Origin of the sequence: Micromonospora sp. NPDC047707 (assembly GCF_040704235.1) — a bacterium.
GTDB lineage: Bacteria > Actinomycetota > Actinomycetes > Mycobacteriales > Micromonosporaceae > Micromonospora.
In genome coordinates, this window is the sequence record NZ_JBEYSU010000005.1 from 269,767 (window position 1) to 288,226 (window position 18,460).

General features: G+C 75.9%; 20 protein-coding genes. 19 read left to right on the forward strand and 1 reads right to left on the reverse strand.

From position 1 onward, the window contains the following. Positions 1 to 21 precede the first annotated feature (21 nt). The 5 genes from lspA (at position 22) to AB0873_RS08305 (ending at position 5,409) form a co-directional block, all read left to right on the forward strand. A complete protein-coding gene (gene lspA, locus AB0873_RS08285; protein ID WP_366598981.1) occupies positions 22 to 738 on the forward strand; it encodes a signal peptidase II in 717 nt (238 codons plus the stop codon). Beyond that, positions 735 to 1,679 (forward strand): RluA family pseudouridine synthase, encoded by a 945-nt coding sequence (locus tag AB0873_RS08290; protein WP_366598982.1) that lies wholly within the window; start codon positions 735 to 737, stop codon positions 1,677 to 1,679. Before lspA ends, AB0873_RS08290 begins: the two co-directional genes overlap by 4 nt. Before the next feature lie 115 nt (positions 1,680 to 1,794). After that, positions 1,795 to 2,820, forward strand: coding sequence for a hypothetical protein (locus tag AB0873_RS08295; RefSeq protein ID WP_366598983.1), 1,026 nt, complete (start codon positions 1,795 to 1,797; stop codon positions 2,818 to 2,820). 77 nt (positions 2,821 to 2,897) lie between these two features. Then, a complete protein-coding gene (locus AB0873_RS08300; RefSeq protein WP_366598984.1) occupies positions 2,898 to 4,334 on the forward strand; it encodes an AAA family ATPase in 1,437 nt (478 codons plus the stop codon). A 253-nt stretch (positions 4,335 to 4,587) separates the two neighbouring features. After that, positions 4,588 to 5,409 (forward strand): DUF2567 domain-containing protein, encoded by an 822-nt coding sequence (locus AB0873_RS08305; RefSeq protein ID WP_366599018.1) that lies wholly within the window; start codon positions 4,588 to 4,590, stop codon positions 5,407 to 5,409. Here AB0873_RS08305 and AB0873_RS08310 read toward each other — a convergent pair. Then, positions 5,324 to 6,028 (reverse strand): LON peptidase substrate-binding domain-containing protein, encoded by a 705-nt coding sequence (locus AB0873_RS08310; RefSeq protein ID WP_366598985.1) that lies wholly within the window; start codon positions 6,026 to 6,028, stop codon positions 5,324 to 5,326. The two genes, AB0873_RS08305 and AB0873_RS08310, sit on opposite strands and share 86 nt — an antisense overlap. 106 nt (positions 6,029 to 6,134) lie before the next feature. Between AB0873_RS08310 and hisD the strand changes: the two genes are divergently transcribed. From hisD to AB0873_RS08380, 14 genes are all read left to right on the forward strand, one after another. Beyond that, complete coding sequence (hisD, locus tag AB0873_RS08315; RefSeq protein WP_366598986.1) at positions 6,135 to 7,457, forward strand: histidinol dehydrogenase; 1,323 nt, start codon at positions 6,135 to 6,137, stop codon at positions 7,455 to 7,457. Positions 7,458 to 7,533: 76 nt separating this feature from the next. Next, positions 7,534 to 8,607, forward strand: a complete 1,074-nt coding sequence (locus tag AB0873_RS08320; RefSeq protein WP_366598987.1) for a histidinol-phosphate transaminase — start codon at positions 7,534 to 7,536, stop codon at positions 8,605 to 8,607. After that, positions 8,604 to 9,215, forward strand: a complete 612-nt coding sequence (gene hisB / locus AB0873_RS08325; protein ID WP_155331129.1) for an imidazoleglycerol-phosphate dehydratase HisB — start codon at positions 8,604 to 8,606, stop codon at positions 9,213 to 9,215. The genes AB0873_RS08320 and hisB overlap by 4 nt, the downstream gene beginning before the upstream one ends. A gap of 55 nt (positions 9,216 to 9,270) precedes the next feature. Next, positions 9,271 to 9,444, forward strand: a complete 174-nt coding sequence (locus AB0873_RS08330; protein WP_366598988.1) for a hypothetical protein — start codon at positions 9,271 to 9,273, stop codon at positions 9,442 to 9,444. 58 nt (positions 9,445 to 9,502) lie between these two features. Further along, positions 9,503 to 10,135, forward strand: a complete 633-nt coding sequence (gene hisH, locus AB0873_RS08335) for an imidazole glycerol phosphate synthase subunit HisH (RefSeq protein WP_366598989.1) — start codon at positions 9,503 to 9,505, stop codon at positions 10,133 to 10,135. Positions 10,136 to 10,168: 33 nt separating this feature from the next. After that, complete coding sequence (locus AB0873_RS08340; RefSeq protein ID WP_155331131.1) at positions 10,169 to 10,492, forward strand: hypothetical protein; 324 nt, start codon at positions 10,169 to 10,171, stop codon at positions 10,490 to 10,492. A gap of 16 nt (positions 10,493 to 10,508) precedes the next feature. Beyond that, positions 10,509 to 11,234 (forward strand): bifunctional 1-(5-phosphoribosyl)-5-((5-phosphoribosylamino)methylideneamino)imidazole-4-carboxamide isomerase/phosphoribosylanthranilate isomerase PriA, encoded by a 726-nt coding sequence (gene priA / locus AB0873_RS08345; protein WP_366598990.1) that lies wholly within the window; start codon positions 10,509 to 10,511, stop codon positions 11,232 to 11,234. Positions 11,235 to 11,319: 85 nt separating this feature from the next. Next, positions 11,320 to 14,064 (forward strand): LuxR family transcriptional regulator, encoded by a 2,745-nt coding sequence (locus AB0873_RS08350; RefSeq protein ID WP_366598991.1) that lies wholly within the window; start codon positions 11,320 to 11,322, stop codon positions 14,062 to 14,064. 46 nt (positions 14,065 to 14,110) lie between these two features. Next, positions 14,111 to 14,374, forward strand: a complete 264-nt coding sequence (locus tag AB0873_RS08355; RefSeq protein WP_366598992.1) for a hypothetical protein — start codon at positions 14,111 to 14,113, stop codon at positions 14,372 to 14,374. A gap of 82 nt (positions 14,375 to 14,456) precedes the next feature. Then, positions 14,457 to 15,005, forward strand: coding sequence for a hypothetical protein (locus tag AB0873_RS08360; protein ID WP_366598993.1), 549 nt, complete (start codon positions 14,457 to 14,459; stop codon positions 15,003 to 15,005). A gap of 12 nt (positions 15,006 to 15,017) precedes the next feature. Then, positions 15,018 to 16,460, forward strand: a complete 1,443-nt coding sequence (locus tag AB0873_RS08365; RefSeq protein WP_366598994.1) for a hypothetical protein — start codon at positions 15,018 to 15,020, stop codon at positions 16,458 to 16,460. 42 nt (positions 16,461 to 16,502) lie between these two features. Further along, complete coding sequence (locus AB0873_RS08370) at positions 16,503 to 16,946, forward strand: MarR family transcriptional regulator (RefSeq protein WP_366598995.1); 444 nt, start codon at positions 16,503 to 16,505, stop codon at positions 16,944 to 16,946. Positions 16,947 to 16,951: 5 nt separating this feature from the next. Beyond that, a complete protein-coding gene (locus AB0873_RS08375) occupies positions 16,952 to 17,383 on the forward strand; it encodes an organic hydroperoxide resistance protein (RefSeq protein ID WP_366599019.1) in 432 nt (143 codons plus the stop codon). A 38-nt stretch (positions 17,384 to 17,421) separates the two neighbouring features. After that, positions 17,422 to 18,420 carry an NADP-dependent oxidoreductase gene (locus AB0873_RS08380; protein ID WP_366598996.1) on the forward strand — a complete coding sequence of 333 codons (999 nt, stop codon included), beginning with the start codon at positions 17,422 to 17,424 and terminating at the stop codon, positions 18,418 to 18,420. The last annotated feature ends 40 nt before the right edge of the window (positions 18,421 to 18,460 follow it).

Here is an 18,460-nt window from a genome sequence, read left to right on the forward strand (position 1 = left end):
GCGAGCGTCGATGGGGAGCAGATGACCGCAGCACCGACCCCCGGCCCCGGCCCCGGCCGCGCCCGGACCGCCGGGCAACCCGGCTCCGACGGTCAGGCCGAGCCGGCCGGCCAGACCGGGCCCGCCGGCGACAACGGGCCTGCCGACCCGCCGACCCGGGGCGGGCGTACGCCGCGGCGACGGGCCCTCGCGGTCCTGCTCGGCGTCGGGCTGACCTCCCTCGCCCTGGACCTGCTCACCAAGCACCTCGCCCTCCAGGCCCTCGAGGACCGCGCGCCGGTCGAGCTGTTCGGCGGCCTCGTCTACCTCAGCCTCACCCGCAACAGCGGCGCGGCGTGGAGCATCGGCGCCGACCACACGTGGATCTTCCCGCTGATCACCATCGGCGTGGTCGGGTGGATCCTCTGGATGGCGCTGCGGCTGCGTTCGCTGCCCTGGGCGATCTCGCTCGGCCTGGTGCTGGGCGGTGCGCTGGGCAACCTGATGGACCGGATCTTCCGGGCCCCCGGCTGGTTCGTCGGCCACGTGGTCGACATGGTCAGTCTCCTCGACCCGTACGGGCGGGTCTGGCCGGTGTTCAACCTGGCCGACAGCTCCCTGGTCTGCGGCGTCATCCTCGCGGTGCTGCTCGAGCTGACCGGCCGCCAGCGCGACGGCAGCCGGCTCGGGCGCGACGGCCGCCCCGTCGAGGCCGCCGACGCGGCCACCGGCGACGGCGAGCCGGGGGGGCGGGCATGACGTCGGCCTTCGCGGCCGGCGGTGACCAGCGTTCGCTGCCGGTGCCCGACGGCCTGGACGGCCTGCGGCTCGACCAGGCCGTCGCCCGACTCTTCGGGCTCTCCCGGACGACCGCCGCGGCCCTGGTCGACGCCGGTGCCGCGCTGGTGGACGGCGCGGTCCGGGCCAACTCGCACAAGGTACGGGCCGGGTCCTGGCTGGAGGTGACGCTGCCGCCACCGGCCGCCCCGCCCGCCGTGGTGCCGCAGGCCGTGGCCGGCCTGACCGTGGTGTACGCCGACGACGACATCGTCGTGGTGGACAAGCCGGTCGGCGTGGCCGCCCACCCCAGCCCCGGCTGGACCGGCCCGACCGTGGTCGGCGGGCTGGCCGCGATCGGCCACCGGATCTCCACCAGTGGCGCCGCCGAGCGGCAGGGCGTCGTGCACCGGCTGGACGTCGGCACCACCGGCATCATGGTGGTCGCCAAGAGCGAGCAGGCGTACACGGTGTTGAAGCGGGCGTTCAAGTACCGCGAGGTGGACAAGCGCTACCACGCGGTGGTGCAGGGCCACCTGGACCCGCTGCGCGGCACCGTCGACGCCCCGATCGACCGGCACCCCCACCACGACTACCGCTGGGCGGTCGTCTCCGGTGGCAAGCCGAGCATCACCCACTACGACACGCTCGAGGCGTTCCCGGCGGCGAGCCTCGTCGACGTCCGGCTGGAGACCGGCCGCACCCACCAGATCCGGGTCCACTTCTCGACGCTGCGCCACCCCTGCGTCGGCGACCTCACGTACGGTGCCGACCCGACGCTCGCCGCCCGGCTCGGCCTCGACCGGCAGTGGCTGCACGCCCGCGAGTTGGGGTTCCGCCACCCCCGAACGGGGGACGAGGTGCGCTTCGTCAGCGACTACCCTGACGATCTGAACCGCGCGCTGGCACTCCTGCGGGACTGACGGCGGCGCGACCGCCCCAGCACGTGTCTCACGGATCTCGCCGGCCGGACCCGTTCCGGGTCGACGAGATCCAGGAGACCCGCCCGTGACGACCCGACGAGGGGGATCCCCGCCCGTGCGCGCCGGTGACCTGCTGCGCCAGCTGGACCAGCAGCTGCTGCCCCGCCTCCTGGCCGCCGCCGGCCGGCTGGGCCAGGGCCCGGCCCGGCCCCGGGTGCTGCCCACGGTGGCGCTGCTCTCCTGCGCCGCCGTGCTGCTCACCGCCGTCTGGGCCACCGACGACGCTCCGGTCGGCGACCGCACGGTGGGCGAGGTCACCCGGGTCGGGGTGGCCGCCGGGGACTCCATCCCGGGCTACGTCCAGGCGGCCGCGGCCGACCTGGCGGCGATGCCGGCGGCCGTCCCGTCGTCCGGCGACGGCACGTACGCGCTGGTCTCCCTCTCCGCGTACCTGACACCGCAGCGGGCGGCCAGCGTTCTCGGCGACGTGCCGGTCGCCGCCGTCTTCGGACGGGTGCCGCTGCCCGACCGGCAGACCGAGATCGTCCGCATCGCCGCGCAGCGGCTGCCCGACGACGCGGTCGCCGCCATGGGCGAGGTCGCCGCCCGCAAGGACCGGGAGGCCGCCGACTACCTGGCGCGGGCCGCCGCGGTGACCGGTGGTGGCCCCGAGGAACGCGAGCTCCGCCAGTGGTACGTCAGCGGCGCCGAGGTGGCCGCGGCGGAGGCGACGGCCTACCGCACCGGGTGCTCCTGCCTCTACGCCGCGGTGGTCCGGGCGGAGCCGGTCGCCCTGCGCCGCGTGGCGTCCCGGCCGGGGGTGCGGGTGGTGGACCCGGCTCCGGAGGTGCGCCGGCTCGACCGCACCGTCTTCACGCCTCCGTTGCCGGAGCAGGAGGAGGTGGCGAGTCCGCCGAGGGACGGTGCCGTGGCCCCGCCCGCGGCGCCGGCGACCGCCGATCCGGTCCCCAGTTCGGCCGCCGCGCCGACGCCCGACGCGGGCGCGACCCCGTCGCCGGCACCGCCGGTGATTAATTCGTCACCGGTTCCGTCGACCACGCCGCCGTCACCGGCGACCTCGCAGTCGCCGGTGACCTCGACAGACTCTTCCGAGAGCCGCTCGCCGGAGCCCACTTCCTGACAGTGGGCGGGCCCGCCGGTGCGCGTACCGGTGTGGCCCGAATAGGGTTTGGTTCGTAGCCTGTCAGGCGGAGCAGGATGGCGTCGGGAGGGCGAGCCGTGGAGGGCAGCGAGACCGGCTGGGGACGGTCGGCCGAACCGGCACCGCGGTGGCGGGCGCTGCTCGACCGGGCGCGGCTGGCTGGCCGCGCCGTTGAGCAGGGCGAGCCGGACCGGCGGGCGGATTCCCCGGCGCCCGAGCCGCTGCCCCGGCGCGCCGCCGGCAACGGCTACGCCGCCCGGGTCCCGGCCGTCGGGCACCCCGCGGAGCTGTCGTACGGCGCCGAGCCCCCGCCCTACGGCGCGGAACCGCCACCGTACGCCGGCGGCCCGCGGGACGACGCCGGCTACCGTGCCGAGGCGACCTACCGGGTGGACCCGACCTACCGGGCCGACCCGGCGTACCGGACGCCGCCGGCTCCGCGCCCGGAGCCGCGCTACCCCGAGCCCGAGCCGCCCCCGCCGGCCCAGTCGCGGTACGCCCTGCTCGACAACGGCTACCGGCACGCACCGGTCGATCCGCGGTACGCGCCGCCGGGGACCGGCCACCAGCCCGAGCCGGCGTACGCGCCGCCGGGGACAACCCGCCAGCCCGAGCCGGCGTACGCGCCGCCGGCCGCCGACCGGGGTTACGCCCGGGTGGAATGGCGGCCGCAGGCGGTGGAGAGCGAGCGGGAGCGGGCCGCCTCGGTGCTCCGGCGCGAGCTGGGCACCCCCCGGGTGCTCGCGTTCGCCAACCCGAAGGGCGGCGTGCACAAGACCACGGCGACCGTGCTGGCCGCGGCGACCGTGGGCAGTATCCGCGGCCGTGGCGTGCTGGCCTGGGACGACAACGAGCTGCGCGGCACCCTCGGGCTGCGCGCCGGCAGCGCCCGGCACGCGCGCACCATCCGGCACCTGATCAGCGACCTCGCCCACATCGAGATCAAGGACGGGCCGGAGCTGCTCGACCAGCTCGACGACTACCTGCGGCACGCCTCGGACGGCTCGTACGACGTGCTGGCCGGCGAGGAGAGCCCCCGCTTCGCCCAGCGGCTCGACCAGTTCACCGTGCGCCGGGTGCTGGAGCTGCTCCGGCGTACCCACGACGTGATCTGCGTGGACACCGGCAACAACGTGGAGAGCGCCAACTGGCGCACCGTCATGCAGGCCGCCGACCAGCTGGTGGTCACCACGGTGCCCCGGGAGGACGCGGCGTTCAGCGCGGACTGGATGCTCGACCTGCTGCACGAGGTCGGCATGGGCGAGCTGGCCGACAACGCGGTGACGCTGATCTCCTGCCCCACCCCGGGTCGCACCGATCTCCAGGCCGACCTGGAGCGCCACTTCGCCACCCGTACCCGGGCGGTGACCGTGGTGCCGTACGACCCGGCGCTGGAGAGCGGCTCGTCGATCGAGTACCACCAGCTCCAGCCGGCGACCCGGGAGGCGTGGCTGAACGCCGCCGCCGTGATGCTGGAGCCGTTCGCCCGCTGACCGGCCGGGCGTCTCGTCCACCGGCGACCCGTCGCGGCGCCGCGCCTGAGAGGATCACGGGGTGAGCGCGGACACCCCCGACCCCGACCGCCCCGAGCCACGGCCGGCGGCCGCGGCGCCGCATGCCGAGCCGCCGGCTCCGGCCGCACCGCGGGACCGCCCGTCGACGCCGGCGGACTCGCCCGTTCCGAGCGAGCCGCCCGCCAACCCGCCGGCACCGGCCGCGCCGCACGCCGACCGGACGACGCCGGCCGTGCCACCAGTCGAGCCGCCCGCACCGGCCGTGCCGCGGGAGCGCCCGTCCGGCGGCGACCCGACGACGCCGGTCACGGCCGAGGGGCCCGCTGCGGCGGAGGGCCCGCCGGTGGCGCCCGTCGGCGGGCCGGCCGGCCCGGTGTACCCGGCGACCTGGTACGACGGTCCGCCCCCGGTGGCGGAGGTGTCACCCCGGCCGCGAATCGCGCGGGTCGTGGCGGCGGCCCTCGGCCTGGTGGTGCTCGGCGCGCCGCTCGGGTTGCTCTGGGCCGCGGTGGCGCCCGACACCCCGGTGGTGCGGACCGCGGAGGGCGCCATCTACGGCGAGCCGCAGCCCGAGCAGCCGATCGCCGCCGACGGCTGGTTCAGCCTGCTCGGTCTCGGCTTCGGCGTGCTGGCGGCGGTCGCGCTCTGGTTCGTGCTGCGCCGGGGCCGGGGCCCGGTCGGGCTGCTCGCCGCGGTGCTCGGCTCGCTCGGCGCGGCGCTGGTCGCCTGGCAGGTCGGCCGCCGGGTGGGGCTGGCCACCTTCGAGCGGCTGCTGACGACCGCCCCGGAGGGCGAGGCGTTCGGCAAGCCGGCCGACCTGCGGGCCGGCGGGATCGAGTGGGTGCTGGGCGTGCTCCCGGTGCCGTACGGCAACGTGCTGCTGCCCGCGTTCGGCGCCGCCGTCGCGTACACCCTGCTGGCCGGCTGGTCCCGGTGGCCGTCGCTGCACCCCGGGCCGGTGCCCGGCGTCAGTTGGGGGTCGGCGGCGATGCCAGGTCCCCCAGCGGCACCGGCACCGCCCGCACCTGGCGCAGCAGAGCCGCCTCGCGGTTGAGCAGCCGCAGCTCGGCGCGGAGCCGGGCGGCGGTGTCGTCGATCGCGAGCAGCCGCTGCCGGTCGGCGACGGTCAGCGCCGCGGTCGCGGCGACCAGGTGCGACAGGACCGTCGGATCCTCCGGGAGCTGCTCGGAGATCTCCTCCGGGTCGGCCCGGACCAGCCCCAGGTACTGCCGGAACACCGCGAGCACGCGGGCGGCGAGCAGGCCGGCGGCCTCGTCCGGGGTCGCCGGCTCGGGCAGCCACTCGACCTCGGCGGTCAGGTAGGGCGCGCCGGTGCGGTCGACCTCGCCGACGCGGAACCGCCGTCGGCCCACGGTGACGATGTCGAAGCCGCCGTCCGGCAGCTCGGTCACCTGCCGCAGCTCGGCGGTGCAGCCCACGTCGTGCAGCGTGAGCTCGCCGCCGTCGGGCAGCGGACGGCCGTCCGGACCCTTCGGGGCGACCTCCCAGCCGGCCCGGATCGCCACCACACCGAACTCCCGCGGCGCGCCGTCGGGAAGATCGACCAGGTGCCGGACGAGCGCGCGGTAACGCTCCTCGAAGATGTGCAACGGCAGCACCAGGCCGGGGAAGAGGACGGTTCCGAGCGGAAACACCGGCAGCCGCGCAGTCACGCGTCGAGCGTATCCGGATCCGGTCCCGGCGGCGTGTCCCGGCTCACCGTCCCGTCGTGCGGGCGGTGCCGGTCGGTGCCGGACGTGTCCGCCTAGACTCGCAAGGGTGCTGAACCGGATCGACCTGCGCGGCGGTGTCCGTGACCCGCGCCGCCTGTTGCCTCGTGCCCAGCTCGACGTGTCCGTGGCCGTCGAGCGGATCCGCCCCCTCGTGGAGGCGGTGCGGGAGCATGGCTACCCGGCGATCCGGGAGGCGAGCGAGCGGTTCGACGGGGTCTGCCCGGACGTGCTGCGCGTGCCCGCCGAGGTGATCGCCGAGGCCGAGGGGACGCTCGACCCGCAGGTGCGCGCCGCGCTGCTGGAGTCGATCACGCGGGCCCGGCGGGTGCACGCCGACCAGCGCCGCACCGACCACACCACCCAGGTGGTGCCCGGCGGCACGGTCACCGAGCGCTGGGTGCCGGTCGACCGGGTGGGCCTGTACGTCCCCGGCGGCCTGGCGATGTACCCGTCGACCGTGGTGATGAACGTGGTGCCCGCCCAGGCGGCCGGGGTGCGCTCGCTGGTCGTGGTCAGCCCGCCGCAGAAGGACAACGGTGGCCTTCCCGACCCGCGCGTGCTCGCCGCCTGCGCCCTGCTCGGGGTGGACGAGGTCTACGCCGTCGGCGGCGCGCAGGCCGTGGCGATGCTCGCGTACGGCGCCGCGGTCGACCCCGCCGGCACGGTCCTCTGCGCGCCGGTCGACATGATCACCGGCCCGGGCAACATCTGGGTGACCGCCGCCAAGCGGCTGCTGCGCGGCGTGGTCGGCATCGACGCCGAGGCCGGCCCGACCGAGATCGCCATCCTCGCCGACGACACCGCCGACCCGGCGCACGTCGCCGCGGACCTGGTCAGCCAGGCGGAACACGACCCCCTCGCGGCCAGCGTGCTGGTCACCCCGTCGACCGCGCTGGCCGACGCGGTCGAGCGGGAGCTGGCCCGCCAGGTCCCGGCGACCAAGCACGCCGAGCGGGTCACCACGGCGCTGTCCGGCGAGCAGAGCGGCATCGTGCTCGTCGACGACCTCGAGGCGGGGCTGCGGGTGGTCGACGCGTACGCGGCCGAGCACCTGGAGATCCAGACCGAGAACGCCCGCGACTGGGCGCTGCGGGTCCGCAACGCCGGCGCGATCTTCGTCGGCGCCTGGTCGCCGGTGTCGCTCGGCGACTACTGCGCCGGCTCCAACCACGTGCTGCCCACCGGCGGCTGCGCCCGGCACTCGTCCGGCCTGTCGGTGCAGTCCTTCCTGCGCGGCATCCACCTGGTGGAGTACACGCGGGACGCGCTGCGCGAGGTGGCGCCGCACGTGGTCACCCTGGCCACCGTCGAGGACCTGCCGGCGCACGGCCAGGCGGTCAGCGCCCGCTTTCCGGGGGAGACCCCGTGAGCGAGCGGAGCGGGCGAAACATCGGGCTCAGCCCTCGCCGCCCTCAGGGCGGCGCCGAGCGGAGCGAGGCGGCGGGATGAGTGCCCTGGACGACCTGCCGATCCGGGACGACCTGCGCGGCCGGTCCCCGTACGGGGCGCCGCAGCTCGACGTGCCGGTCCGGCTGAACACCAACGAGAACTCGTACCCGGTGCCCGAGGCGGTGGTGGACGCCATCGCCAAGGCGCTCGCCGTCGAGCTGCGCGACCTCAACCGCTACCCGGACCGGGACGCGGTGGCGCTGCGCGCCGACCTGGCCGCGTACCTGGGGCACGGGCTCACCGTCGACCACGTGTGGGCGGCCAACGGCTCCAACGAGATCCAGCAGCAGCTGCTCCAGGCGTTCGGCGGGCCGGGGCGCAGCGCGCTCGGCTTCACGCCGGCGTACTCGATGCACCCGCTGCTGGCGCTCGGCACCGGCACCCGGTGGGTGCCCGGCCGGCGCGGCGCCGACTTCGGCCTGAGCGCCGACGACGCGGTGGCGCAGGTCCGGGAGCACCAGCCGGACGTGGTGTTCCTCTGCTCGCCGAACAACCCCACCGGCACGGCCCTCGATCCGGCCGTGGTCGCGGCCGTGCTCGACGCGGCGCCGGGCATGGTGGTCGTGGACGAGGCGTACGCGGAGTTCGCCCGGCCGGGCACGGTCAGCGCCCTCGCGGTGCTGCCCGGGCACCCCCGGCTGGTGGTGACGCGCACGATGAGCAAGGCGTTCGGGTTCGCCGGCGGGCGGCTCGGCTACCTCGCCGCCGACCCGGCGGTGGTGGCGGCGGTGCAGCTGGTCCGGCTGCCGTACCACCTGTCGGCGCTCACCCAGGCCGCCGCCCGCGCGGCCCTGGCGCACCGCGACGCCCTGCTCGGCACCGTCGCGGCGATCATGGAGCAGCGGGACCGGATCGTGGCCGCCCTGCGTGCCCGCGGCCACCGGGTGGCCGACAGCGACGCCAACTTCGTGCTCTTCGAGACCCGTGGTGACCAGGCCGCCGCCTGGCGGACGCTGCTGGACGCCGGGGTGCTGGTCCGCGACGTCGGCCTGCCGGGCTGGCTGCGGGTCACCGCCGGCACGCCCGCCGAGACCGACGCCTTTTTGTCTGCGATGGAGAAGCTGTCATGAGTCGGACCGCCCGGATCGAGCGGGTCACCAAGGAGACCAAGGTCCTCGTCGAGATCGACCTCGACGGGACGGGCCAGGCCGAGATCAGCACCGGGGTCGGCTTCTACGACCACATGCTGAACCAGATCGCCCGGCACGGCGGCTTCGACCTGACCGTGCAGACCGTCGGCGACCTGGAGATCGACGCGCACCACACGATGGAGGACACCGCGCTCGCGCTGGGCGCGGCGTTCGACCAGGCGCTGGGCGACAAGGCGGGCATCCGGCGGTACGGCTCGGCCACCGTCCCCATGGACGAGGTGCTGGTCCGGGCCGCCGTGGACCTGTCCGGCCGGCCGTACGTCGTGCACGACGAGCCGGCGCTCGCGCCGTACATCGGCCCGGTCTACCCGACCAGCATGACCCGGCACATCTGGGAGTCCTTCGGGCAGTCGGCCCGGATCACGCTGCACGTGGACGTGCTGCGGGCCGCCCGGCCCGGCGGTCACCCGGACGCCCACCACGTGGTGGAGGCCCAGTTCAAGGCGGTGTCCCGGGCGCTGCGCGAGGCGACCGCGATCGACCCGCGCTCGGCGGGCGTGGTGCCGAGCACGAAGGGCGCCCTCTGATGAACGCGAGGAACGCAGCGCGGCGTACCGTGGTCGCGGATGGCGGAGGGCTCTGATGGCGAGCCTGCTTCCGATCCTGCTGCTGGTCCTGGCCGGGGTGCTCGCCGGTGGGGTGCTCTCGTTGCACCGGCAGGGGGCCCCGCGCGGGGCGGTGGCGGTCACCGCGGTGCTGGCCGTGCTGGCCGCCGTGGCCGGCGGGTTGTGGCTGCTCCCGGGGGAGGGGTCGTGAGCGAGCGGTACAGCGCACCGGGGTCCCGCGGCGGCGCCGACCGGAAGGGGGCAGCGGCATGAGCCGCGTGGTGGTACTCGACTACGGTTCGGGCAACCTGCGGTCGGCGGAGCGCGCGCTGGCCGCGGCCGGTGCGGACGTGACGGTCACCGACGACCTGGCCGCCGCCGCCGACGCGGACGGCCTGGTGGTGCCGGGCGTGGGCGCGTTCGCCGCCTGCATGGCGGGCATCGAGGCGCTCGGCGCCGGCCCGGTCATCGCCGGGCGGGTCGCCGCCGGCCGGCCGGTGCTCGGCATCTGCGTCGGCATGCAGGTGCTCTTCGAGCACGGCGACGAGCACGGCGTCGTGACGAAGGGCCTCGGGCTGCTGCCCGGCGGGGTGACGAAGCTGCCGGCCCGGCGGCTGCCGCACATGGGGTGGAACACGGTGCGCCCGCCGGCCGGTTCGGTGCTCTTCGCCGGCCTGCCCGACGACAGCCGGTTCTACTTCGTCCACTCGTACGCCGTCGGCGACGTGGCCGGGCTCGCCGCTGCCGGCGCCGCCGTCACCACCGCCCGCCACGAGGCCGAGTTCGTGGCGGCCGTGGAGCGCGGCCCGCTCTCCGCCGCCCAGTTCCACCCGGAGAAGTCCGCCGACACGGGTGCCGCGCTGCTGCGCAACTGGCTCGCGACGCTGCCCGCCGGTGACTGAGCGACTGCCGGGAAGCGGCGCCGGGGAGGTCCGATGAGCAAGGAACGGGCCCGGCGCCGGGCCGTGCGGGAGGCGGAGGCGGCGCGGGAGCGGGTGGTCCGGGAGCGGCGGCTGGCCCGCCGGGCCCGCCGGCGGGCACTGGTCCGCCGGCTGACGCCCACGGTGCGCCGGGGGCGGACCGGCCGGCTGCCGCGGCACAGTCGCGGGGAGCGCGCCGCGATCGTGGTGCTGACCGGGGCGGCGATCCTGCTGATCTGGTCCCTCGTGGACGATCTGGCGCTGCGACTCGCCCTGGTCGCGCTGCTGCTGCTCGTACTGCCGGCGATCGTGGTGATCGCCCTGGACCGTCGTACCTGATCCGAGGAGAGATTCCGTGAGCCTCACCCTGTTGCCCGCCGTCGACGTCGCCGACGGCCAGGCCGTCCGCCTCGTGCAGGGCGCCGCCGGCAGCGAGACGACGTACGGCGATCCTCTCGACGCCGCGCTCGCCTGGCAGCGCGACGGCGCCGAGTGGATCCACCTGGTCGACCTGGACGCGGCGTTCGGCCGGGGATCCAACGCGCACCTGCTGGCCGAGGTGGTGCGGCAGCTCGACGTCAAGGTGGAGCTGTCCGGCGGCATCCGGGACGACGAGTCGCTGCGGGCCGCCCTCGGCACCGGCGCCGCCCGGGTGAACATCGGCACCGCCGCCCTGGAGGATCCGGAGTGGTGCGACCGGGTCTGCGGCGAGTTCGGCGACCGGGTCGCGATCGGGCTCGACGTGCGGGGCCGTACCCTGTCGGCCCGGGGCTGGACGCGCGACGGCGGTGACCTGTGGGAGGTGCTGGAGCGGCTCGACAAGGCCGGGGCGTCGCGGTACGTGGTCACCGACATCACCAAGGACGGCACGATGCGCGGGCCGAACCTGGACCTGCTGCGGGAGGTCTGCGCCCGCACCGACGCCCCGGTGATCGCCTCCGGCGGCGTGTCCACCCTGGACGACCTTCGGGCGCTGGCCGCGCTGGAGCCGGTCGGTGTCGAGGGCGTGATCGCCGGCAAGGCGCTCTACGCCGGCGCCTTCACCGTGGCCGAGGCGCTGGAGACACTGGCCGCCGCCTGAGCCCCGCCCCATCGGACCGTACGGGTGCCGGGCGACCCGCCGTTCGTGCTCGACCGACCACTGTTCGCGCTGCCAGACTGGCTCGGTGAGCGGGGCGGTCGTCGGCCGGGACGAGGTGATCGACCGTGCGCGGCGTGCCCTGGCCGAGGGGCGGCCGGTCCTCCTGGAGGGCCCGGCGGGGATCGGCAAGACCGTCGTCCACCGGGCGATCCTGGACGCGGCGCGTCGCGACGGCTGGCGCGTCCTGGACTGCGCGCCGACGGAGATCGAGGCGGGGTTGCCGTTCGCGGCGCTGGCCGACCTGCTGGCCACGCTGGCCGACCGGGTGCCGCGGCTGCCCGCACCGCAGCGTGCCGCGCTCGCCAACGTGCTGCTCACCGACGAGGCCACCCAGCCGGTGGACGAGCGGTCGGTCGGGGCCGCCACGCAGGCACTGCTCGGCGCCGCCCTGGCCGATCCGGCCGAGCCGCGGCTGCTCGTGGCGGTCGACGACGCTCCGTGGCTCGATCCGCCGAGCGAACGGGCGCTGCGGTTCGCCCTGCGCCGGCTGGTGCCGCGGGTCGCCGTCCTGGTGACCGCCCGCGTCGGGCAGTCCGGCGCCGAGCCCGCACCGTTGGGCCTCGACCGGGCCGCCCGACCGGAACGCCTCACGCTCGACCCGCTGGGCGTCGGGTCCCTGCACCACGTTCTGCGTGCCGAGCTCGGCGCCGCGCTGCCCCGACCGCTGCTCGTCCGGATCGCCGGTGAGGCCGGCGGCAACCCGCTGCTCGCGATCGAGCTGGCCCGGGCGGTGCTCCGGATGCCGCACCCGCCGGCACCCGGGGCCGACCTGCCGGCTGCGCCGTCGCTGCGGGGCCTGGTCGTCGACCGGCTCGCCACCCTTCCCCCGCAGACCCGGGACGCGATCCGCCTGGCCGCCCTGTCCGGCGTCCCCACCCTGGCCGGGCTGGCCCGGGCCGGCGTGCCGCCGAGCGCCTTCGACGCCGCGGAGGAGGCCGGCCTGGTCACGGTCGGCGGTGACGTGGTCGGGTTCGCCCACCCGGTGTACGCGGCGGCGGTCCGCGCCGAGATCCCGCCGGGGGTGCGCCGGCGGCTGCACCGGCTGCTCGCCGACACCACGGAGAACCCCGACGAGCGGGCCCGGCACCTCGCCCGTTGCGTGACCGGGCCGGACCCGGCGGCGGCGGCGGAGATCGCGGCGGCCGCCGACCGGCAGCGGGCCCGCGGGGCGCCGGAGACGGCGGCGGGACTGTACGACTGTGCCGCCCGCCTCGTTCCGCCGCCGGTCGGGGAGCACGCCCGTTGGCGGCTGGCCGCGGTGCAGTGCCGGTTCGACGGCGGTGACTTCCCGGCCACCAAGGCGGCGGCCGACCAGGCGGCGCGGGAGTTGACCGGTGCCGCGCGGGCGGAGGCCCTGCTGCTGCGTGCGGTCGTGGCGTGGAGCTCCGACGAGCCGCCGGGGGCGGCCGAGCGGGCGGCCGAGGCGGCACTCGCGGCCGCGCCGGGCGGCTCGACGCTGGCCGGACGGATCCACGCCCACCTCAGCCTGTTCCGGGACGCCCCGGATCCGGCCCGGCACCACGGCGAGGCGGCCATCGAGCTGCTCGCGGGCAGTCGGAACGATCGGGACATGCAGGCCGCCGCGTTGCTGCTGCTGTTCCTCAACGAGGTCCGTGGCGGGCTGCCGGCGCGCACCGAGCTGCTGGACCGGGCGCTGGAACTGGAGGGGCCGGCACCCTCGTGGCTGGCGGGGATCGTGCCGGCGGTCTGGTGGCGGGCGATCGACGAGCACGACCGGGCGCGGGAGCGGCTGCACACCCTGTTGGACCGGGCCACCATGCGGGGTGACGAACCGTCCCAGCACGAACTCCGGACCCACCTCGGGGAGGTCGAGCTGCTCGCCGGCCGGTGGCCGGCCGCCGCCGCGCACATCGCCGCCGCCCGCGAGTTGGGCGAGCAGAACGGCAGCGACCAGGTCGGCGTGAAGTGGCTGGACGGGCTGCTGCTCGTGCACCGCGGCCAGCTGGCCGAGGCCACGCGGATCGCCGACGCCGGGCTGCGCCGGGCCGCCGAGACGGACGACGAGTGGTGCCGGCGGATCCACGAGCAACTGGCCGGCTTCGCCGCGCTGATCGACGGCCGGCTACCGGCGGCCGCCCGGCACTACGGCGACCTCGCCGCCACCATCGACCAGATGGGTCTCGTCGAGCCGCTCGCCCAACGCTTCGAGCCGGACTGGCTGGAGGCCTGCGTCGGCGCCGGTGACCTGACCACCGCAGGGGCCGTGCTGGACCGGCTGGCCGCCCGGCACCGGCGGCTGCCCCGGCCGTGGACCACGCTCGGGCTGGCGCGCAGTCGCGTGCTGCTGGCCGGGGCCCTCGGCCGGGACCCGTCCGACGCCCTCGCTGAGCTGGCCGCCGCCCGGGCCGCCGTGCCGGCCGACGTGCTGCCCTTCGACCGGGCCCGGTGCCTGCTGGTGGCGGGCGTCGCGTACCGGCGGCTCCGCAGCCGGCGCGAGGCGCGGGAAGCGTTGGCCGCGGCGGCCGTCGAGTTCGACGCCCTCGGCGCGGTCGCCCTGGCGGCCCGGGCCCGGCTGGAGGCGGGCCGGACAGGTGGCCGCCCTCCCGCGCCCCGCCAGCTCACCGCGACCGAGCTGCAGGTGGCCCGGCTCGCCGCCGCCGGCCGGACCAACCGGGTCATCGCCGACACGCTGTTCATCAGCCCGAAGACGGTCGAGGCCAACCTGGCCCGGGTCTACCGCAAGCTCGGTGTCGGCAGCCGCGCCGAGCTGGGCGCGGCCATGGCCCGGGGCGCCGACGTCGAAGCATAGGGAAACACCCGATTACCCGGGTGGCGCGGCGACCTAGCGTCGGCGCATGGCCACCCGCCTCTTCGTCCTCGAACGCTACGACCGGGTCCCCGAGGACCGCGCCGACGAGTCGCTCAGCCGGTTGAGCACCGGCGTCACCCGGCTACGCGGTGCGTTGCGCATCCCCGCTGACGACGTCGTGCTCGCGCTCGTCGAGGGGCCGGACGCGGACACCGTCGCGGAGGCGGCGGCGGCCGCCGGCTGGCGGGTGGACCGGCTGGGCCCGGCCGAGTGGATCGCCGTACCGGACGCGGACGGCACCGGGTGGTGACCGCCGGGCCGGGGACCGCCGGCCGGTGCGTCGTGGGCGGTCGCCCCTGGTCCGGGAACTTTCGTCGAGGAGGGACGTCGAGGTGAAGCAGACAGGTCGGGGTGGACGGTCGCTGCCGCTGCTGGTGGTGACGGGGCTGATGGTCGTACCGCTCGCCGGTTGCGGCGGTGACGAGCCGGCGGCGACGCCCGCCGCACCACCCCCGGTCGACTCGCAACTGCCGCCGGCCGGCGCGGAGGGGGAGCCGGTGGCCACCTCGGCGGCAGCCGGCCCGGACGCCTGCGCGCTGGTGTCCAAGCAGGAGGCCGAGCAGCTCGCCGGCACGAAGCTGGAGGACGCGGTGCCGGTGCGGGAGACCTGCACCTACACCGGGCCGGTCACCGGGCCGACCGCCCAGGTGGAGGTGTTCGTCGGCGACGGGGCGAAGAAGTTCCTCGACGTCGAGCGGAGCCTGGGGCACGAGCTGCGCCCGCTGTCCGGCGTCGCGGACGAGGCGTACGTGAGTGCCGAGGCCGCTTTCGTCAACCGGGCGGGGCGCTGGGTGGCGGTGCGGCTGGTCCGGCTCAACGACCCGGCGGAGAACCGGGCGCCGCTGGAGCGGGTCGCCCGGACCGTGGCCGGGCGGATCTGAGCGGGTGCGGCGATGAGGACGAGTCGTCCGGTCGCGGTCCTGGCTCTGATGGCCGTTCTGCTGGCGACCGCCTGCCAGGGTGGCGAACCGCGGGGCGGGGAGGCGCTGGATCCCTACCACCCGGACGCGATCCGGTACGGGCTCGCGCCGCGACCGCACCCCGACGTCACCTACCAGCCGGATGTGGTGCTGGTCGGCGGTGGCGGTGCGGCCGTGCGGTCGGTGACCGACGACGGACTCACCTGGCGGATCGACCGGGAGGCCGACCGGGCGGACGACCTCGCCCCGGGCAAGGTCATGTTCCTGACGTCGCGGGCGGTCGGTCGGGTGGTGGACGTCCGCCCGGAGGGTGACGATCTGGCGGTGACCGTCGCGCCGGTCGAGCTGACCGAGGTGGTGCGGGACGGCACCTTCCGTACCGAGCGGCCGGTGCCGCTCGACCGACCGGTCCTGTACGCGGCGGGGGAGCCGGCGTGGGCGGTCGGTGACCTGCCGGCGGGCGGTGGTGGTGGCGGTCCCGCCGGCACCGGGCTCGCGTCCGCCCCGTCCCCGCCCCGGCCCCCGCAGCCGCCGGCCAAGCTCGCGACCGCCGGGGACGCCGTGACGGCGGGCAGGTTCCGGATGACCCCGACCTGCTGCGCCGAGGGAGTCGGCCTGCGTTTCGGCTACGACGACGGTGAGATCCGGATGACCGGTGAGGTCACACTGATCATGCAGCGGCCGTCCGCCAGCTTCGACCTCGCGATCAGCGGCGGTACGGTGACCCGGGCGGAGTTCAGCGTCACGGGCGGGGCCGGCCTGCGGGTGGCGGTCAAGGCCGCGACCCGGGTCGGCAACGTCCGCAACCTCGCCAAGTCGGTCGCGGTGCCGGTGCAGTTCAGCGTGCCGGTCGGCACGATCCTCGGGATCCCGTTCTCCGCCACCGTCGACCAGGTGCTGGACATCAGGACGGTGTTCACCGCCAAGGACGGCTCGATCGAGGCCGCCGGCGAGTACGCGCTGACCGGCGCGCTCGGCTACGGCTACCACCGTCCCTACTGGGGGCCGGTGATGCCCGCCGGGTTCACCGTCCGCGACAGCCTCACCAACTCGATCACCGGCGTGTCGATCGGGGTGAACGGGATCCTGTTCGGCTACGACGTCAAGTTCACCGTCGGCATCGGGGCGTTGGGATTCACCGCCGGGGTGTACGCCGGACTGCGGGCCGGCGTCGGCGCGACGCTCGGCTCCGGCGCCGGCGCTCCGCTGGCGGTCTGTCGGGGCGCCGGCATCAACGTGACGTTGCGGTACGGCATCAGCTACTCGATCCCGCAGGTGGTCGCCGACGTCGTCAACTTCTTCCTGAAGGTCTTCCGGACCCGGCCGATCCAGCGTACGGGCGGACTCGGTGACGAGACCACGGTGGTGAAACGGGCCGAGACCATCCCACCCGACGTCCCGCTGTGCGCCACGTGACTATTGGTTGTGCCCAATTAAATTGTGCGCTACGGTTCTGTGGTGACCGATGATCTGGTGCTGCGGCGGCAGGTGTGCTTCGCGCTCTACGCCGCGTCGCGCGCCCTCACCGACGTGTACCGGCCCATCCTCGACGGCTTCGGCCTGACCTACCCGCAGTACCTGGTGCTGCTGGTCCTGTGGGAGCACGACGAGGCGCCCACGGTCTCCGCGCTCGGCGAGCGGCTGCACCTCGACTCCGGCACGCTCTCCCCGCTGCTCAAGCGGCTGGAGGGGGCGGGCCTGGTGCTCCGGCGGCGGTCCGCGGTCGACGAGCGGCGGGTGGTGGTCGAGCTGACCGCGCAGGGGCGGGCCCTGCGCGAGCGCATGGCCGACGTACCGCAGCGGGTGGCCCGGGCGACCGGGCTGACCGCCGACGACCTCGTCGCGCTGCGCGACACCCTCACCCGGGTCACCGAGACGATCCACCGACAGAAGGAGCAGTGACGACCATGCAGGTGCTCTACACCGCCCACGCCACGGCCAGCGGCGACGGCCGCGACGGTCACGTCCGCACCTCCGACGGCACCGTCGCCCTGGACCTCGCCGTGCCCAAGGAGATGGGCGGGTCGGGCGACGCCACCAACCCGGAGCAGCTGTTCGCCGCCGGCTACGCGGCCTGCTTCCACTCGGCGCTGCGACTGGTCGGCCGTCGGGCGAAGGCCGACGTCACCGGCTCCCTCGTCGAGGCGGAGGTCGGCATCGGGCCGAACGGCAGCGGCGGCTTCGGGCTGACCGTGGCCCTCGTGGTCGACCTGCCGGCCGTGCCCCGGGAGGCCGCCGAGCAGCTGGTCGCCCAGGCCCACCAGGTCTGCCCGTACTCGAACGCGACCCGCGGGAACGTCGAGGTTGCCCTGCGCGTCCGCGAGGCGCTGGCGGCGTGACGCCGCGACGCCCGCCCGCGTACGACGAAAGGACGCCCGTGACCACCAACCGCGAGATCCACCTGGCCGCCCGCCCACAGGGGTGGCCGACCGAGGACACCTTCCGCCTCGTCACCACCGACGTGCCGACGCCGGGGCCGGGCCAGATCGTGGTCCGCAACACGTACCTGTCCGTCGACCCGTACATGCGCGGGCGGATGAACGACGTCAAGTCGTACGTGGCCCCGTTCGCCCTGGACGCGCCGCTGGACGGCGGGGCGGTCGGCGAGGTGGTGGCCAGCGAGGCCGACGGGTTCGCGCCCGGCGACACCGTGCTGCACGGGCTCGGCTGGCGGGAGTACGCGCTGCTCGATGCCAAGGCCGCCCGCACCGTCGACCCGGACCTGGCCCCGGTCACGGCGTACCTGGGTGTGCTCGGCATGACCGGGCTCACCGCGTACGCCGGTCTCCTCGACGTGGCCGCGATGAAGCCGGGGGAGACCGTGTTCGTCTCCGGCGCGGCCGGTGCGGTGGGCAGCGTGGTGGGGCAGATCGCCAAGCTCAAGGGCGCCGGCCGGGTGGTCGGCAGCGCCGGGTCCCCGGCGAAGGTCGACCGGCTGAAGGCCCTCGGTTTCGACGCCGCCTTCGACTACCACGGCGGCCCGGTGCGGGAGCAGCTGCGGGCCGCCGCGCCGGACGGCATCGACGTCTACTTCGACAACGTCGGCGGCGAGCACCTGGAGGCCGCCATCGGCGCGATGCGCCCGCACGGCCGGGCGGCCGTCTGCGGCATGATCGCGCAGTACAACGCCACCGAGCCGCCGGCCGCGCCCCGCAACCTCGCGCTGCTCATCGGCAAGCGGCTCACCCTGCGCGGCTTCCTCGTCGGCGACCACGGCCACCTCCGCGACCAGTTCGTGCGGGAGGTCGCCGGGTGGCTGCGCGACGGAAAGCTCGCGTACGACGAGACGGTCGTCGACGGCATCGAGAACGCCCCGGCGGCCTTCCTCGGCCTGCTCCGCGGCGAGAACCTGGGCAAAATGCTCGTGAAGGTGTAAGGAAGGGCCCCCTCTTAACGCCTGCGGTAGAGGAAGGGCC

Coding starts and splice junctions, on each gene's coding strand:
- lspA (WP_366598981.1), top strand. CDS start 22: ATGACCGCAGCACCGACCCCCGGCCCCGGCCCCGGCCGCGCCCGGACC.
- AB0873_RS08290 (WP_366598982.1), top strand. CDS start 735: ATGACGTCGGCCTTCGCGGCCGGCGGTGACCAGCGTTCGCTGCCGGTG.
- AB0873_RS08300 (WP_366598984.1), top strand. CDS start 2,898: ATGGCGTCGGGAGGGCGAGCCGTGGAGGGCAGCGAGACCGGCTGGGGA.
- AB0873_RS08320 (WP_366598987.1), top strand. CDS start 7,534: ATGAGTGCCCTGGACGACCTGCCGATCCGGGACGACCTGCGCGGCCGG.
- hisB (WP_155331129.1), top strand. CDS start 8,604: ATGAGTCGGACCGCCCGGATCGAGCGGGTCACCAAGGAGACCAAGGTC.
- AB0873_RS08330 (WP_366598988.1), top strand. CDS start 9,271: ATGGCGAGCCTGCTTCCGATCCTGCTGCTGGTCCTGGCCGGGGTGCTC.
- hisH (WP_366598989.1), top strand. CDS start 9,503: ATGAGCCGCGTGGTGGTACTCGACTACGGTTCGGGCAACCTGCGGTCG.
- AB0873_RS08340 (WP_155331131.1), top strand. CDS start 10,169: ATGAGCAAGGAACGGGCCCGGCGCCGGGCCGTGCGGGAGGCGGAGGCG.
- AB0873_RS08355 (WP_366598992.1), top strand. CDS start 14,111: ATGGCCACCCGCCTCTTCGTCCTCGAACGCTACGACCGGGTCCCCGAG.
- AB0873_RS08365 (WP_366598994.1), top strand. CDS start 15,018: ATGAGGACGAGTCGTCCGGTCGCGGTCCTGGCTCTGATGGCCGTTCTG.
- AB0873_RS08375 (WP_366599019.1), top strand. CDS start 16,952: ATGCAGGTGCTCTACACCGCCCACGCCACGGCCAGCGGCGACGGCCGC.